Genomic DNA, 15,137 nt, shown 5'->3' with positions numbered 1-15,137 from the left:
ACAGTGTGCGCCGATCACGGTCGGAAAACACCGAAAGCATCGACGTGCGCGAGTAGCCTGCGTCACCCGCGGGTATCTCCAGACTGGGCACGATCGGACTGGAGATCCGCGGGTCATGAAGACAAGCTCATGAAGACAAGGGTGCGCACGTTCTGCGTCGCGGCTGCGGTCGCAGCGATGGCGCTCGGGGCCTGCGCGGCCCCTGCACCGCGGGCCGACGACGAAACGGAGAAGGTCTTCTTCTTCTTGCCGAACACGACGACCACCCGATTCGTGGAGCGAGACGAACCCCTGTTCACCGACTTCCTGGAGCTGTTCGCGCCGGAGGCGACGGTGACGGTCCGCAACGCCGAGGGTGATCCTGCCCGTCAGCAGAGCCAGGTCGAGTCGGCGATCGCGGAGGGCGCGTCCGTGCTTGTGGTGATCTCCGCGGACGCGAGATTTTCGGGTGGCGCCTTGACTGCCGCCGCCGAGGCGGACGTTCCGGTAGTGCTCTACGACCATGACGCGGTCGGTGGACCGGCAGACGTTCAGGTGATCTTCGATCCACTCGAGGTCGGCCGACGGCAGGGGAGCCGCGCCGCGGATCTGATCGCCGCGATGCCCGGCGACGGTGTGAAGATCGCCCGGGTGGAGGGAAACCTCGGTGAATACGGGACCCGTCAATTTCGGCTCGGTCAGGACGAGTATCTGCAGCCACTCGCCGACAGTGGCAAGATCCGCGTGGTCTGCGAGACCGCGATCGACGACTGGGACCCCGCCGAAGGTCAGGCATTCGCGGAGGAATGCCTGACCCGCGAGAACAACGACATCGCGCTGTTCGTCACCATGAACGACGACCTGGGAGGCGGAATCGTCGCGGCACTGGCCGGCCGCGGGCTCGACGGACGGATCCCGGTCACCGGGGGGCAGGACGCCAATCTCGCTGCGCTGCAACTGATCGCGCAGGGAACTCTCGACAACACGATCTTCAAGAATCTGTCCGACCAGGCGAAGGTCGCCGCGCAGCTGACCACATCGATCCTCCACGGCGAAGGCCCTCCGGAGGAGATGATCAACGGCACGATCGACAACCAGTACATGGCCGTGCCGACGGTGTTCCTGCCCGTGCAGAACATTACGAAGGACAACCTCCAGGTCGTGGTCAACTCCGGCTTCTACACGTGGCAGCAGATCTGTGCGCCGGATCCGGCATCCGCGGTGTGCGGGGAGCACAGCTGAGCCGGGCGGAACTCGGCGAGTTCAGCTCAGAGGCGCGATGACACCGCGGTCGCCGACTTCGGCGCCGACGTCGATCACCCGCCCGGCCAGCAACCAGCCCGACGGTCCGCGTCGCCACTCGTCGCGGTACTCACCGAGGCACTCGTACGTCGCGCCGGCACGGTCGCCGAGGCCGACGTGAAACGCCCGGAAATAGGAGCGAGTACGCGCCGCGTCACCGTCGACGTCGACGCGGATGTTGCCGAGCAGGTGCTGCGTGGCGCCGCAGACGTCGAGGTGGGAACGGACGCGGGCGACCACGTCGGCCCGCCCGGTCCGCCCGTAGGCCACGACATCTTCGGTGAGCGTCGCCGCGAACCCCGGCCAGTCCTTCGTGTCGAGCAGGACGGCCACGACGTGCAGGCGGTCGGTGATCCGGACGCGGTCGGGAGCGGGCTCGGGCATGGCTCGATCTTCCTCGGAGGGCCGGCCGCGTCGGCCCGGAATCCCGCTGATCGAGACTGTCCGGTGGCGTAACACCGTCGGGCTGCGGGTGGGGTGCGAAGGTTGGGTCGCATACGGTGGCAGTGGCTCGCCGGGCGGGCCGCATCGAGGAGGAATCGGTAATGAGTGCACGTACACCCAAGGAGCGCATCCCCAGCCAGTGGGAGGAGATCACAGCCGCCGATCCCGGGCACTCGACGTGGTACGTCGAGCGGTTCCGGGCGATGGAGGCGCAGGGCAAGGACATCGTGGGAGAGGCGCGCCTGGTCGATGCAATGCTCGGCCGTGGCGGTCGGGTACTCGACGCGGGGTGCGGACTGGGCCGCCTCGGCGGCTATTTGCACGATGCCGGTCATGTCGTGGTGGGTGTCGATGTGGATCCTGTGCTCATCGACGTGGCGAAGGAGGATCACCCCGGTCCGACGTGGCTGGTCGGTGACCTCGCGGAGTTGGATCTGCCGGCCGACGGCATAACAGCCGATTTCGACGTGATCGTCTGTGCCGGCAACGTGATGACTTTCCTTGCGCCGTCGACCCGCGAGTCGGTGCTGGCGGGATTCGCCTCCCATCTCGCCCCGACCGGTCGCGTGGTTGTGGGGTTCGGTGCAGACCGGGGCTACGAGTTCTCGCAATTCCTCGCGGACGCTCAGGCCAACGGCCTCACGGCAGATCTGCTGCTGTCGACGTGGGATCTGCGCCCGTTCACCGAGGATTCCGACTTTCTCGTGGCGGTGTTTTCGCGCGCGCACTGACCACCCCTTCCTGGAGCGAGAGGAGCACGGTGAGGGCAGCGGTTGCATCGAGCAAGGCTCGGGAGCGTGCCGTGGTGGCCTGGTCGCGGGCAGCCAGCGCGGCGCCGATGTCACCCGATCCGGAAGTGTGCCCGAGTTGTGCCAAGACCCCGCGGAGAGGTGCGATGCGATAACCGGCCTTTCGCAGCTGATGCACGACGCGAGCGTCGCCGACCTGGGTCGGGGAGTACCGGCGCGCTCCCGTGGGTGTGTCCCGGTCGGGGACGACGAGTCCCTCTGTGTCCCAGTGCCGCAACGTGGAGGGGCGGATGCCGAGGGCGACGGCGAGTTCGCTCACGCTCATCCAGTCCGAGGCCTGCACGTCGTCGATCGGTTCGGTCGAGATCACATCGGCGGCCTCCTTCGCCAGGGCCAGTTCGGTTCGTTCCGCGTGGAGTCGGGCGTGTGCTGCATCGAGGAGAGCGACCGTTGTCGCGGCCGGGCACGTGTGCACGCTGCGCATGATCCGTTTGGCTTCGACCGGGCCGGCGCCGATGGCGAGTTCCCGATAGGCGAGCGCGGCCTGCACGTGCGCGTCGGTGTAGATGCGGTATCCGGTTGCGGTGCGGGTTGCGGGAGGCAGCAACCCGTCGCGTTCGAGGTTGCGCACGTGTTGCACGGAGCACCCGGCACGCCGGGCGACATCGACGGTCCGCAGATGAGGTGATTGGAGACTTGGCACCGTATTTCTCCTACGTTTGCTCTTCGAGGTCTCCACGAGCACTTTAATGAAACGCTGGAAGCTATGACCATGGACGACATCATCGACTTCGTCGAAGGCCTCGGCGACGTTCTGACGCTCAGGCCTGCCCCCGGTGACGGTTCGCCGGAGATCAGCTGGGGTGACACCTTCTTCTACTACTCACCGGATCGAATCGTTCCCGACAGGACCCAGCCCTTCGCCACGATCGTCACCAAGAACTACCCCGGCGACGAAAGCTCGGGTCTGGACCGCGCGGGCGCGTTCCGGGTGAACATCCACGCCGGGAAGGAGGCATTCATCGAGGCAACCGGCCACGCACCGCGAGAACAGGGCGTCGCCGACGCCGGTGTGCCCGACACCGTCATCGCGCATCCCGTCTACGGCCCGTTGGGCTGGCTGGCGGTCACCGAGCCTGGCTCTCGCTCCGGCGAAGTCACTCGAGAGTTGCTGCGCGGGGCGCACGCCCTCGCTCGCTCGCGCTACGAGCGACGAGCGGAATCCACCCGACGCTGATACGAGAAAGGCGCGCGGGACCGAGGACGACGAAACTGGCGTCGTCCTCGGTCACGCGTCGTCACATCTGGTAGATCTGGCTGCTGTTCCATCCGACGAGGAGTTCGTCGAGCGTCATGCTCTGGTCCCTGCGTTCTTGCCGTTGGTCGCGTTGTCGGTCGTGGCGGGGGCCGTCACCGTGGTCACCGCGGTCGCCGGGGATGGTGGGTGCGGCGACTGTCGTGACGGGATGGTCGGCTGCTGTCGCGACGGCGGTGCTGGCTCCGAGAGGGATGACGGCGAGCGCGGCGGCGACGGCGGCCGTGGCGAACCGGTTTCGCAGGCGGATTCGAGGGAGACGGGTCACTGCGCCCGAAGTATTCGCCGCGTGCGACGTCTCTGAGTGGGGAAGTGAGGTGTGCATTTCGTAGTGTCCTGTTCGAATGCGTGGGCCCAACGTCCACAGCTACTCGAATGGTGTCGGCGAAGGCCCGGAACGTTACACCCGACGGTCCAGGAATTTCGTTTCCACAGTGGATCCCTCCCTGTAGTGGAGATGTTCTCCATGGATGGATTCCCGAGTCCGTACTACCGTCGCAGTGACCGCAGGCGGGCGCCGTGGCGCGTCGGCCGGGACCAGTGGGGGGAGAGGAGAAGCAGAGCCTTCCATCGAATCTGGCGGGGCTCGAATCGACTACACCGTGCACGGTGACGGCCGATCCTCGTCGAGCGTGGTTTTGCTGGCGGGTTTCACAGCCCCCGCCACGTCGTGGCGGTATCAGATCCCGTCGCTGATCCAGTCAGGTCACCGCGTCATCGCGGTGGATCTGCCGGGCCACGGAACGGCTCCCGCCATGCTGCCCGGCACGACGATGCGGACACGCGCCGGATTCGTGCACGCCCTCATCGAGCAACTCGACCTGCAAGGTGCGGCAATGATCGGAGGGTCGATGGGCGGAAACACGATCTGGTCGTACGTCGACACGTACGGCACGGGGCGGCTTCGCGCCGCGGTTGTGGTCGATCAGACTCCGCGGATGCTCAATGCACCGGAGTGGGCGTACGGGTTCTACGGCTACGACCAGGAGAAGGTCGACACATTCTTTGCGGACGGGATTCCCGCGACCGGCCACGGCACCCCGATCTGGAAACGCGGCATGCGGTTGGTCCGCCTACTCGCCGCGATGGGCCGCGTCGACCGAACCCTGTCGCCACCGGAACTCGCCCTGTTGAACGATCATGCGAAATGCGACTGGCGTTCGACGATCCGTGCGACCGATCTTCCCGTGCTCTTCGTCGCCGGTTCCGACAGCGAGTTCTGGCCGTCAGCACACGACGCAGCGGCCGCAGCACTCGCACCGAACGGAGCGCCGACCGTCGTCGCACGCGCAGGTCACGCGAGGAACATGGAACGACCACATTCGTTCAACAGGGCTGTCGCCGAATTTCTCGATTCCGCGTCCTGAGCCCCGAACCGTGGCAAGCGCCGCCGCAGTCGCTACCGGTCAGTCGACGGACTGCACGACGACCGTGCCGCCGCTCTCCGCGGACTCACGCGCCGCTGCCAACACCGCGATGGTGCCGAGCGCGGTGCGGGCAGGCACCGGTTGCTCGCCGGTGCCGGCAACGGCGGCCGCGAATTCCGTGTAGTAGTCCTGATACGCACCCCGTTGCGACGGGACCGTTTCCGCGCCCTCTGCTGTATGGAGGGCGCCCCACCGTTCCCGTCGTTCGTAACCCCACCCGGTGGGATCGTCGACGGGCCGCGTCCCCGCGAAGAGAGTCTGTGCCTGCACGTCCGTACCGTCCGCCACATAGGCGCCCAAGCTGCCGAACGCCCGCAGCCGTCGTCCCTCGAGGTGGTTGACCTTGCTCGACGAGACGCTCGAATAGACCCCGCTGCGGTGAGCGATGTTGACGACGAAGCCGGCGTCGGTGCGCCCCTCCGGCCGGTCGACATAATCGAGGTGGGCGTCGACCCTCTCTGCCGGACCGAACAACCACAGCATCTGGTCGACGACGTGTGCGCCCATGTCGCGCAGCAACCCGCCAGTTGGGCCGGCTTCGAGCGTGTCGGCACCGTCCAGGTCGAACTGGGATTCGATACGCCAGATGTCGCCGAGTCGCGGCAACACCGACCTCAGCGTGCGGATGTCGGCGTCGTATCGACGGTTGTGATAGACGCTGAGCAGCACGCCGGCGTCGTCTGCGGCTGCCACCAACTCTCGGGCCGTCTCGACATCCGGCGCGAAGGGCTTGTCCGCGACCACGTGCACACCCCGCCCGATTGCCTCGAGTACGAGTTCGCGCCGCGTCTGCGGTGGGGTGGTGATCGTGACGGCATCGACGCCGGAGTCGATGAGCTCGCCGAGGCTCGAGAACACCGGTATTCCAGGGAAGTCTGCGGCAGCCTGGGCGACACGTGAGGCGGAGCGGGTCACGATGCCGCCCAGTGTGATTCCCTCTGCCGCTTCGACAAACGGTGCATGGAAGTAGCGGCCGCCCAGTCCGTACCCGACGATTCCGATATTCATACTCATGCGTGAAGTGTATGTTAAGACATTCGAACAATCTATGTCTGTAGAGCAGGAAGCCGCGGTGTCGGGGGTCGAGAACCGCGCAGTGCCATGCCACGATGAGGTGGCACGATGAGTTGCAGGGAGGCGACGACATTGCCGGAGCGATCAGGACCCCACGCCGACGATCCGTTCAGCGGTCGGCAGCCAACCAGCCACGAACGGATGACGGGACGGCCCTGGGATGCGTCATACCACGAGGGGCCTGCGCCGTGGGATGTCGGCCGGCCGCAGCCGGCGATCGTGCGGGTGGCATCCGAAGGTGGATTCGCCGGAGCGGTGCTCGATGCGGGATGCGGGACCGGCGAGAACGCTCTTCACGTCGCCTCGCTGGGATTGCAGGTTCTGGGCGTCGATGTGGCGGAGACGGCACTGGCGATCGCCCGTGAGAAGGCCGATGACCGTCGGATCGAGGTCGAATTCGCGGTGGCCGACGCGTTCCAGTTGGACAGTACGGGGCGCCGGTTCGACACCGTGCTGGACTGCGGACTGTTCCACACGTTCGACGCCGCCGAGCGACCACGCTACGTGGCGAGTCTGGCGTCGGTGACCGAACACGGCGGAACCGTGTATGTGTTGTGCTTCAGCGACGATGGTCCCGATACCGGCCCGCACCCCGTCCGCCGGGACGAGCTGAGAGCGGCGTTCGACCCCAGCGATGGATGGAAGGTCGCCGCCATAGAGCCGGACCGGATCGAGACGAGATTCCACGACGACGGCGCACCGGCCTGGTTCGCGACCATCGAGCGGATCTAGTCGGCGGGTGGGTCGGCCCGGTGAACGGTGGCAATTCGTTCGTGTGTGCCGTCATTCGGCGTTGCCGGTCGGGAAGTAGACCGACCCGTCGCTACCTACGCAGCCGCCCTGGACGGGGCCGGGACCGAAGTACGCGCCGTTGACCTGACCGGCGCCACCGGAGGAATTCGACCCGACTCCGGCTCCCGCGACGCCGACTGCCCCGCAGGTGTAGCTGTTCGAGTCGCCCGGCTCGCTCTCGACCTGAACCTGTGTTCCCGGAGTGTTCGGATCCCCGTGCAGATTCGGTGCCGCGGCCGCGACACCGGGTGCGGCGAAGATGGCGAGTGCGGCGGCCGCCGCGAGCGCCGAGCGCACTGCGAATGTGTTCATGCGATTCACCCTCGATTCGGTGGGCGCCCCGGATTCAGCTCGCCCGGTTCCGGCGGGCCGTCTCCCGCGACGCGTTCGTCTCACGGTAGGACCCCAATTATCGTTCGCCCCACCCTGAAATCCCACCCCGGGTGTGCGCCGCGTGAATCGGCCAGGCGGCACGCTCCACCCACCGCCCTTGACATGAAGTGGACTTTAGGTTTCACGATGGGTCGCAGATGTCACTGGAGGCAAGGAGTCTGCGATGAACGGCACCAGGACGGCGCTGATCACAGGAGGATCGGCAGGGCTGGGACGGGCGAGCGCACTCGCGCTCGTGGAGCGCGGCTGGGAGGTGATCGTCACCGGGAGGCGGGTCGAACCGCTCGATCGGGTTGCCGCGCGGGCTCACACCATTACCGCCCTCCCCGGTGACGTGACCGATCCGCGGCAGCGCGAGCGCATCGCCGTCGAGATCGCGGCGCGGGGGCGACTGGACCTGTTGCTCAACAACGCCAGCGCGCTCGGACCCAGCCCGATGCCCACCCTCGCCCGGTATCCGGAGGACGCATTGGCGCAGGTCTTCGCGACCGATGTGCTCGCACCGCTGGCCTTGATCGCCGCGCTGATCGCGCATGTGCGGAATGCGGGCGGGACCGTGATCAACATTTCGTCGGATGCCGCGGTCGAGGCGTATGCGGGCTGGGGCGGTTACGGGGCGGCGAAGGCGGCGCTCGACCACGCGACCGCGGTGCTGGCGGTCGAGGAGCCCGGCCTGGCGGTCTACGCCTTCGATCCCGGCGACATGCGCACCGAGATGCATCAGGCGGCGTTCCCCGGCGAGGACATCTCGGATCGGCCCGATCCCGAGACCGTGGTACCAGCGTTGCTGCATTTGCTCGACACGAGCCCACCCAGCGGCCGGTACCGTGCGGCGGACCTCGCGGTCGCAGCGAACACGGTGGTGTCGTCGTGACGCGCGCACGGGTCGCCTCCGCGGCCGAGTTCCGGTTCGTGCTGCCTCAGCGGTTGGAGGCGAGTGGTCCACCGGAGAGCCGGGGGTTGCTGCGCGATTCGGTGCGGCTGCTGGTATCCGATCGGGGCAGGGTGGAACACACCAGATTTCACGAGCTGCCGCGCTTCCTGCAGCCGGGCGACGTGGTGGTGGTGAACGCGTCGTCGACGTTGGCCGCGGCGGTGGACGGGACCGTCGACACGGTGGGACCCGTGGTCGTGCACTTCTCCACCGACCTCGAGGATGGGGACTGGGTGGTCGAGGTGCGAGCGCCGGGACCGGTCTCCGTGGCCCTCGACGCGGTCGCGGCGGGAACACGGATCATTCTGCCGCGCGGCGTTGTTGCGACGCTCGTGGAACCGTGGCCCCTCGGTTCGACCAGGCTGTGGCGGGCCTCGATCGACGGCGTCGCGGACGTAGCCGCGGAACTGCTCGCCACCTCGGGCCGTCCGATCACCTACGCGTACGTCCACGAACGCTGGCCCCTGTCGTCGTACCAGACGATCTTCGGACGCACCGGTGGAAGCGCCGAGATGGCCAGCGCCGCCCGGCCGTTCACCCATCCGATGGTTACCGATCTGGTGACGTCGGGCGTGGTGGTGGCGCCGATCCTGCTGCACACGGGTGTCTCGTCGCCGGAGCGAGGGGAGCCACCGATCCCGGAGCGGTACGAGGTGCCGGAGCAGACGGCGCGCCTGGTCAACGACCGGCGCGCCGCCGGAGGTCGCGTCATCGCGGTCGGCACCACCGTGACGAGGGCCCTCGAGACCCAGGCCACTTCGGACGGCATGTCGCTGGCGGGCGCCGGCTGGACGGACCTGGTACTGAGCGCGGCGAGGCCGACACGGGTGGTGGACGGCCTGATCACGGGCTGGCACGCGCCGGGGGCGTCGCACCTGATGCTGCTCGAATCGGTGGTGGGGGAGGCGGCCGTCCGTCGCGCCTACGACGAGGCGCTGGCACACGGCTACCTCTGGCACGAGTTCGGGGACAGTGCGCTGTTGCTGCGACGGTGACGCCGCGATCGCGCTTCTCGACAGCGACCCCGGGTGCGAGTTGACTGAAGGTGGTGATCTCGGCAAATCAGAAGGGATCGCAGAGAGCAGGACGTCGTCATGAACATGGGAAAGAAGATCCGGCACAAGGTCGAAACCGCCGAAGGCGCCACCAAGAAGGCTGTCGGCAGGGCCACTGGGAACGCCCACCTCGAGGCGGAGGGGAGCAAGGAACAGGCCAAGGGCAACACCAAGCAGATGGGAGACAAGTTCAAGGACGCGGGCAAGAAGATCAAGAACGCCTTCAAACATTGATCGAACCTCGGTGAGTCCGGACTATTCGTTCGACAGCAGCGGCCCCAGCGGTCCGAGGTCGATGTTCAGGTCCTCGGGCGTGAGATCGAAATGCTCACGCAACTCGGCCATCCGCTCCTCGAGGAGCATGAGTGTCGTGCCGATGCGTTCGATCTGCTCGTCGCTGAGATCGCCGTGTTCGACTCGGCGTATCGCCTGCCGTTCCATCAACTGTCGTAGTAGTTCGACGATCGTCAGGACCAGCGTGACCAGGCCCTTCTCGACGGATTCGGGGTCGGCGTCGATTCGCTGCGGAAGAACCCGGCGACCGATGTCGGTCGGTGCATCCGAATCGACGGGCTCGGACTCAGTCATCGGCGGGGTCCGGCCCGGCCGGGTCGGGGACGAGTGCGCTGACCGATGCGATGAGTGTGCGCAGCGAGATCCGGACCATGTCGACGTCGGCGAGCGACAGGGTGATCTCACCGGTGATGACGACGCCACCGCCGAGCACCCGATCGAGCAGGTCGACGAGCGCGATGCGGCGAGTGTCGTCCGCGGGGACCATCTCGCTCATGGGCTCACCCGTCGATCCCGGCGAAGGAGTACGGCGGCCACGGTCCGGTCAGATCCAGTGTGATGCCCGGGCGTTCGGTGTCGAGTGCCGACACGAGCGCAGCGAAGTCGTCGACCCGTTCGTTGTCCACGAGGTAGGTGCCGTTGAAGATCATCCAGGCCCGTTTGCCGGTCAGCACCGGATCGGTGACTTGCCGTCGAAGCCCGTCGACGGCATGGCCCAGGAGCGCGGAGTGAATCTCGTCCGCGTGGCCGGCCGCCCTGCGTTCCACGTCTTGCTGTGCGCTCAACTCCGCACGACGACGCAGGAGATACGCGGTCCCCTTTCCCGCAGTACCCGTCGCGGAAGGCTCCTCTTTCACGTTCTGCGCCAAAGCCTTCGCGTCTCCGTACGCTTTGACACCCCATTCGCTTCGTCCGGTCACCCGACGCAGCGTTGTGCTGAACTCCTCCTGTCGTTCGTCGAGGAGGAGGCGAACGCGATCGTCGTCGAGGTAGAGGGTCGCCAACCGCAATGGAACGGTGGGACCGTGGCGCAGTACGGCAGCCACCACAGCGTCGTGTGCTCTCGCGGTTGCCGCGAGCCAGTCGAGGTCCTCGAGGTTGCGCTGCAGCGGGTCCTGCCCGAATTCGCTCAGACTCACCGTCCCCACCACCGCGACCAGACCCGCCGACGCCACCGCCCGGACCGGCTCGCCGGCCACTCCGGTGACACCGGCGAGTTGTGCGTCGCCGATGCTGTCGGTGGTGATGCTGTAGAGCCACACGCCGTCATCCGCGGTCATCGTCTTGCTCCTGACGTTTCGCCTCCACCTCGACCGTTTCGGCGGCCTCCACGGCAGGACGAACAGACCTGTCGGACTCGAGTTCGGCGATCCGCTCCCGCAGCTTCCGGTTCTCGAGTTCGACGTCGCTGTTCCTGCCGGTCAGCCAGGGGTCGTGCTCCCACCAATCGATGCCTACCTCCTTCGCGGTTTCCAGCGAGGCGATCACCAGTCGGACCTTGATGGTCAGCAGTTCGATGTCGAGCAGGTTGACCTGGATGTCTCCGGCGATCACGAGCCCCTTGTCGAGTACCCGCTCGAGGATCTCGCCGAGGTTCGTCGACTGGTGCCCGCCGCCCATTCCGCCGCCCGAACTCTGCGGAAGGTTGCTCGCGCCGCCGCCGGCGATGGTCATGACTGCGCGCTCCCGCTGTCACCGACACCTCGGACGTAGCGGCGGGTTCTGCGGTAGGACAGGAGCTCTCCATCCAGATCCAACACCACCTCGTATATCGCGAGCATGTCCGTCGACGACGGTATTCGCCGGTCCTCGACTACCTCCACCTCCACCGTCCAGCCGTCGTCGGTCGGCATGACCGATGTCGCACCCAGTGGTTTCTTGCCGGTCAACTGCGCAATGTCACGCGTCGCGATCTCGGCGATCTCGGGTGCCGGCAACGGTGGTGGCTCCTCTTCTGCCATCGCCCGTCACTCCTTTTCCGGACCGGTGGGATGTGCTGTTCCGGTCATTCGATCGAGGATGGCCTGCTGTGCCTGCTCTTCCTCCTCGGCGGAGATCTCGCCTGCCGCACGGGCGTCCTCCAGCTCCTCGAGAGCGCGGCGCGCACTCGCGGGATTGTGGAGTTCCTCCTCGACCTGTTGCTGGATCAACTCGGCCAGCGAGATCACCCCGCGAACGGGGGCGAGCGGCAGGGTGGCGATGAACGACAGCAGACCCATCGGTCAGCCCTCCGGTTTCTGCGTCACCACGAAGTCGTAGGCGGCGAGCGGTCCGAGCAGGCGCATGTCGACTCGGCCGTCCCACTGCTCGGCCAGTTCTCCCACCGCCTTCTCCAGTTCTTCCTGCCGGGCGACCTCGACGAGGACGGCTACTTGCGCGGCCTCCTCCTCGTGCGTCGGTTCCCGGACGTTGACCGAATCGGACAGCGAGTCGAGTGCTTCGACCACCTTCCGGGTGTCTTCGTCGCGCTTGGCCTCGATGGCGTTGCTCACGATCTCGCCGAGGGCCATCCGGGCGTCGCGGGTGGTCTCCTCGGGCTGATCTCGGATCGTGCCGAGCAGCTTGCTCGCCTGTTCGTTCTCTTCGATTATTTCTCGGAGGATCGCCTCCTCGACGTATCGCCCCTTCACGACGTATTGTGCTCGGCCTTCGAGTTCCTCCAGCGCGGCGGCGAACTCCTCGGCGTGTGCCGCGAGTAACTCCTCCGCGACGGCATCCTCATCGGTCATGACCGCCCCGAAACGAAGTGGGAGCACCGGTGCCACCCGAGACGTGCCGTCCAGCACGTGCGCATGGGTTCGGAGGTCCTCGGGCTTACCGAGCGGTCTGTCTACTGAAATTTCGCTCACGAGCGCTGCGATGTCGCCGTGCTTGACGGTGCTGACCGGTCCGTCACATACGCCGACCGCGTCTTCTTCGGCTTCCACATCGGCAGGCACGATTCCGTACACGTAGACACCGCTGGTGCGCGGCTCGTCGGTGCTCTGGTTTGACGTAGACATCACTTGTCCCCTCGAGTGGACTTGCGCGAAACCCGTTCGCGCTCAGGTTCTTCCTGACCTCCGCCGAGGATGTCGCCGAGTTTCTCGCCCGCGGACTCGAGTGCGCCCTTGGTTTTCGACTTGGCACCACCCTCGGTGACGTCCCCGACGAGATCCGTCAGGCCCTTCGGCTCGCCACTGCCGATTTCGAGCCGGTTCACGGCCTCCGCGAACCGCAGGTAGGTGTCGACACTGGCGACCACGACGCGTGCGTCGATCGTCAGCAGTTCGATGCCGACCAGCGAGACACGCACGTAGGCGTCGATGACGAGACCCTTGTCGAGGATGGTGTCGATGACGTCGGCGAGGCTACTCGAGCTGGGACCGCCGCTGACTCCGCCGCCACCTCCCCCCGCCGGTTGTATCGCCGTCATCGCCGTGCTCCTTGTCTCGAGCCCGCCGTCTTCGCGGCAGTCTTGCGCGGGCGACCTCGCCGTTTCGGGGCCTGATCCTCGGCGGCAGCCGCGGTCTTGCGCGGGCGACCTCGGCGCCGCGGCGGCGGTGCTTCCTCGTCCTCGTCCGTTTGCTCGCCGGCGTCCTCGTCGGTTTCCTCGGTGTCGTCTTCGTTGGTTTCCTCAGCCTCGTCGCCTTCGGGCTCCTCGCCTTCGGGCTCTTCACCCTCGCTCTCGTCCGTTTCCTCTTCCTCGAGATCCTCCGATTCCTCCGGCTGCGCCTCGTCCTCCTCCTGCTCGACTACCTGACCGTCCCGGATTTCTCCGCGCCAGCCCTCGACTTCGTCGGGATGGAGAACGGCCTGTGTCATGACGTGGCGTGCAAAGTGTTTCAATTCGAGCCGTGCTCGTCGTCCCTGTGCACGCCAGAGGTTTCCCGTCTTCTCGAACAATCCCTTCGGGTGATACTCGAGGATGAGGACGATGCGGGTGAGATCGGGGGTCACCTCGTGGAACGTCACCGCCCCGTCGATGAAACCTTTGGCGCCCTTCGAGCGCCACACGATCCGCTCGTCGGGAACCTGCTCGAGGATCGTCGCTTCCCAGGTTCGGTGCGACAGGAAGATCTGCGCTTTCCATTCGAGCTTTTCGTCCGATTCCTGTTCGACCCGTTCGACCTTTTTCATGAACGACGGGAAGTCGGCGAATTGGGTCCATTGGTTGTAGGCCAGCTGGACCGGGACTCCGACGTCGATCGTTTCGACGATATTGGTCAATTTCAGCTTCTTGCCTTTTCCGCTACCACCACCGCCCCCGCCGGTGACGGCCTCCTTGACGTCGGAGGCTTTGTCCTTGACCATCTGCTTGGCGCCCTCCCACCAGCCGCCGCCGGTGTCGGACTTGTCCGGCGACTCATCGTCATCCGTTTTCTCGGAACCGGTGAGTGCGGCGAGCAGCCCTCCTTCACCGCCGCTCTCGGCGTAGTCGGTGAGCCGACCGGAGGTGTTCGACACCTTGTCCGAGACCGACGTCAGTGCCTTCTCGGCGACCGTGCCGAGCAGCGTCTGTATCGAGTCCTGCAGCACGCTCGACGCGCCGTGCCCGTCGCCCGGTACGGCCCCTTGTAGTTTCTTTGCGGCGTTCGTCATCGCCGTCACCTCCGTGCCCGTCGGACGGGCGCAGAATTAGTCGTGGCTTTCGCCCGTGTCTTGCGGACCCTGGTAGGGGCCTCTTCGTCATCCTCGTCGGATTTTGCGCTCCGCGATCTGCTGGTCGGCCGGGAGCTGCCGTTGCTGGAAGTCCGTCGACGCGCGGCGGGGCGCTTGCGTGGGGGCGCGGATTCCTCGTCGGCGGCATCTTCCTCGTCTGCGGCATCTTCCTCGTCGGGTTCCTCGTACTCGTCGTCCTCGTCGGCGTACTGTTCGTCCGGCTCTTCCTCGACTTCGGCTTCGTCGTACTCCTCGTCCTCGGACCGGCCGCGTCGCTTGCGACCGAGTTTTCCGAGCCTGCTGAGCTTGCCTACGGAATTGCCGACACCACTCGCGGTGTCGTCCACGGTGTCGCCAACGTCGCCGACGACTTCTCCGCCGCTCGACAGGAGGCGGCTGTTGAGCGAGTTAATACGGTGGCTTGCGGCGGTGACGGCTGCGGCCTTCGCCGCGCTGACCAGCTCTTCACGCACCGAGTCGCTGATCTTGGCGAACTCGGGGGAGCTCGCGAGCATCTTCGTACCGCGTTCCAGTAAATCGCGTGGCCCGCCGGGGAAGCGTCCGGTCGCACCCGCGGCCGCGAGCATCAGTGCCATCTTCATTCGGTGTGTACGGCCGAGCATGTATCCCGCGCCGACGGCCAATGCCACCTGACCTTTGGTTTTCATCGTCGAACCCCTTTACCGAGTAGTCACCGGCGCGCCGCTCGCCCACTTCGGCAATGTGTCGCAGAACCGT

The 15,137-nt window shown here is 66.5% G+C and carries 23 protein-coding genes; 8 read left to right on the top strand and 15 right to left on the bottom strand.

Going from position 1 to position 15,137, the window contains the following annotated elements; all coding sequences use genetic code 11:
- Positions 1 to 129: 129 nt before the first annotated feature.
- On the top strand, positions 130 to 1,221 hold the full coding sequence (locus tag HGB39_RS34715) for an ABC transporter substrate-binding protein (protein ID WP_043788706.1): 1,092 nt from the start codon (positions 130 to 132) through the stop codon (positions 1,219 to 1,221).
- Positions 1,222 to 1,242: 21 nt separating this feature from the next.
- Here HGB39_RS34715 and HGB39_RS34710 read toward each other — a convergent pair whose 3' ends face one another.
- The gene (locus HGB39_RS34710) at positions 1,243 to 1,665 is read right to left on the bottom strand and encodes a nuclear transport factor 2 family protein (RefSeq protein ID WP_005564571.1); all 423 of its coding nucleotides are present in this window, start codon (positions 1,663 to 1,665) and stop codon (positions 1,243 to 1,245) included.
- A gap of 161 nt (positions 1,666 to 1,826) precedes the next feature.
- Between HGB39_RS34710 and HGB39_RS34705 the strand changes: the two genes are divergently transcribed.
- On the top strand, positions 1,827 to 2,456 hold the full coding sequence (locus tag HGB39_RS34705; RefSeq protein WP_005262736.1) for a class I SAM-dependent methyltransferase: 630 nt from the start codon (positions 1,827 to 1,829) through the stop codon (positions 2,454 to 2,456).
- Here the strand turns inward: HGB39_RS34705 and HGB39_RS34700 are convergent.
- Positions 2,407 to 3,177, bottom strand: coding sequence for a MerR family transcriptional regulator (locus HGB39_RS34700; RefSeq protein ID WP_005564570.1), 771 nt, complete (start codon positions 3,175 to 3,177; stop codon positions 2,407 to 2,409). The two genes, HGB39_RS34705 and HGB39_RS34700, sit on opposite strands and share 50 nt — an antisense overlap.
- Positions 3,178 to 3,240: 63 nt before the next feature.
- Between HGB39_RS34700 and HGB39_RS34695 the strand changes: the two genes are divergently transcribed.
- Positions 3,241 to 3,711, top strand: a complete 471-nt coding sequence (locus tag HGB39_RS34695) for a DUF6194 family protein (protein ID WP_005564569.1) — start codon at positions 3,241 to 3,243, stop codon at positions 3,709 to 3,711.
- Between the two features lie 61 nt (positions 3,712 to 3,772).
- On the opposite strand, the gene HGB39_RS34690 is transcribed toward HGB39_RS34695, so the two are convergent.
- Positions 3,773 to 4,057, bottom strand: a complete 285-nt coding sequence (locus HGB39_RS34690) for a hypothetical protein (RefSeq protein WP_005564568.1) — start codon at positions 4,055 to 4,057, stop codon at positions 3,773 to 3,775.
- A gap of 364 nt (positions 4,058 to 4,421) precedes the next feature.
- Between HGB39_RS34690 and HGB39_RS34685 the strand changes: the two genes are divergently transcribed.
- Positions 4,422 to 5,156: an alpha/beta fold hydrolase gene (locus HGB39_RS34685; RefSeq protein ID WP_231137595.1), complete on the top strand. Its 735-nt coding sequence runs from the start codon at positions 4,422 to 4,424 to the stop codon at positions 5,154 to 5,156.
- A gap of 39 nt (positions 5,157 to 5,195) precedes the next feature.
- On the opposite strand, the gene HGB39_RS34680 is transcribed toward HGB39_RS34685, so the two are convergent.
- Entirely contained in the window at positions 5,196 to 6,230 is a 1,035-nt protein-coding gene (locus HGB39_RS34680) for a Gfo/Idh/MocA family oxidoreductase (RefSeq protein ID WP_005564565.1), read from the bottom strand.
- A gap of 201 nt (positions 6,231 to 6,431) precedes the next feature.
- Between HGB39_RS34680 and HGB39_RS34675 the strand changes: the two genes are divergently transcribed.
- Positions 6,432 to 7,022, top strand: a complete 591-nt coding sequence (locus HGB39_RS34675) for a class I SAM-dependent methyltransferase (protein ID WP_005564563.1) — start codon at positions 6,432 to 6,434, stop codon at positions 7,020 to 7,022.
- Between the two features lie 51 nt (positions 7,023 to 7,073).
- Here the strand turns inward: HGB39_RS34675 and HGB39_RS34670 are convergent, their stop codons facing one another.
- Positions 7,074 to 7,394, bottom strand: a complete 321-nt coding sequence (locus HGB39_RS34670; protein WP_005246478.1) for a hypothetical protein — start codon at positions 7,392 to 7,394, stop codon at positions 7,074 to 7,076.
- Between the two features lie 244 nt (positions 7,395 to 7,638).
- On the opposite strand from HGB39_RS34670, the gene HGB39_RS34665 reads away from it, so the two are divergent.
- The 3 genes from HGB39_RS34665 (at position 7,639) to HGB39_RS34655 (ending at position 9,698) form a co-directional block, all read left to right on the top strand.
- On the top strand, positions 7,639 to 8,349 hold the full coding sequence (locus HGB39_RS34665) for an SDR family NAD(P)-dependent oxidoreductase (protein ID WP_005564561.1): 711 nt from the start codon (positions 7,639 to 7,641) through the stop codon (positions 8,347 to 8,349).
- On the top strand, positions 8,346 to 9,404 hold the full coding sequence (locus HGB39_RS34660) for an S-adenosylmethionine:tRNA ribosyltransferase-isomerase (protein ID WP_005564560.1): 1,059 nt from the start codon (positions 8,346 to 8,348) through the stop codon (positions 9,402 to 9,404). Before HGB39_RS34665 ends, HGB39_RS34660 begins: the two co-directional genes overlap by 4 nt.
- A 99-nt stretch (positions 9,405 to 9,503) precedes the next feature.
- Complete coding sequence (locus HGB39_RS34655; RefSeq protein WP_005262636.1) at positions 9,504 to 9,698, top strand: CsbD family protein; 195 nt, start codon at positions 9,504 to 9,506, stop codon at positions 9,696 to 9,698.
- Positions 9,699 to 9,719: 21 nt separating this feature from the next.
- Here the strand turns inward: HGB39_RS34655 and HGB39_RS34650 are convergent, their stop codons facing one another.
- The 10 genes from HGB39_RS34650 to HGB39_RS34605 are packed head-to-tail and all read right to left on the bottom strand — an operon-like array spanning position 9,720 to position 15,067.
- Positions 9,720 to 10,052 (bottom strand): gas vesicle protein K, encoded by a 333-nt coding sequence (locus tag HGB39_RS34650; protein ID WP_005262635.1) that lies wholly within the window; start codon positions 10,050 to 10,052, stop codon positions 9,720 to 9,722.
- Positions 10,045 to 10,254 carry a gas vesicle protein gene (locus HGB39_RS34645; protein WP_005262634.1) on the bottom strand — a complete coding sequence of 70 codons (210 nt, stop codon included), beginning with the start codon at positions 10,252 to 10,254 and terminating at the stop codon, positions 10,045 to 10,047. Before HGB39_RS34645 ends, HGB39_RS34650 begins: the two co-directional genes overlap by 8 nt.
- 4 nt (positions 10,255 to 10,258) lie before the next feature.
- A complete protein-coding gene (locus HGB39_RS34640) occupies positions 10,259 to 11,038 on the bottom strand; it encodes a GvpL/GvpF family gas vesicle protein (RefSeq protein WP_005262633.1) in 780 nt (259 codons plus the stop codon).
- Positions 11,025 to 11,432: a gas vesicle protein gene (locus HGB39_RS34635; protein WP_005262632.1), complete on the bottom strand. Its 408-nt coding sequence runs from the start codon at positions 11,430 to 11,432 to the stop codon at positions 11,025 to 11,027. The genes HGB39_RS34640 and HGB39_RS34635 overlap by 14 nt, the downstream gene beginning before the upstream one ends.
- Complete coding sequence (locus HGB39_RS34630; protein ID WP_005564559.1) at positions 11,429 to 11,719, bottom strand: gas vesicle protein GvpO; 291 nt, start codon at positions 11,717 to 11,719, stop codon at positions 11,429 to 11,431. Before HGB39_RS34630 ends, HGB39_RS34635 begins: the two co-directional genes overlap by 4 nt.
- Positions 11,720 to 11,725: 6 nt before the next feature.
- Positions 11,726 to 11,977 (bottom strand): gas vesicle protein GvpG, encoded by a 252-nt coding sequence (locus tag HGB39_RS34625; protein WP_005564558.1) that lies wholly within the window; start codon positions 11,975 to 11,977, stop codon positions 11,726 to 11,728.
- 3 nt (positions 11,978 to 11,980) lie between these two features.
- Positions 11,981 to 12,760 (bottom strand): GvpL/GvpF family gas vesicle protein, encoded by a 780-nt coding sequence (locus tag HGB39_RS34620; protein WP_005564556.1) that lies wholly within the window; start codon positions 12,758 to 12,760, stop codon positions 11,981 to 11,983.
- Positions 12,760 to 13,173, bottom strand: a complete 414-nt coding sequence (gene gvpJ, locus HGB39_RS34615; RefSeq protein WP_005246459.1) for a gas vesicle protein GvpJ — start codon at positions 13,171 to 13,173, stop codon at positions 12,760 to 12,762. The genes HGB39_RS34620 and gvpJ overlap by 1 nt, the downstream gene beginning before the upstream one ends.
- A complete protein-coding gene (locus HGB39_RS34610; protein WP_168442993.1) occupies positions 13,170 to 14,339 on the bottom strand; it encodes an SRPBCC family protein in 1,170 nt (389 codons plus the stop codon). Before HGB39_RS34610 ends, gvpJ begins: the two co-directional genes overlap by 4 nt.
- Before the next feature lie 5 nt (positions 14,340 to 14,344).
- Positions 14,345 to 15,067 carry a hypothetical protein gene (locus tag HGB39_RS34605; RefSeq protein ID WP_043789147.1) on the bottom strand — a complete coding sequence of 241 codons (723 nt, stop codon included), beginning with the start codon at positions 15,065 to 15,067 and terminating at the stop codon, positions 14,345 to 14,347.
- Positions 15,068 to 15,137: the final 70 nt, after the last annotated feature.

The organism is Rhodococcus opacus, from assembly GCF_012396235.1.
Lineage (GTDB): Bacteria > Actinomycetota > Actinomycetes > Mycobacteriales > Mycobacteriaceae > Rhodococcus_F > Rhodococcus_F opacus.
The sequence above is the reverse complement of the archived record's forward strand: the minus strand, read 5'-3'. Positions and strand labels throughout refer to the sequence as shown.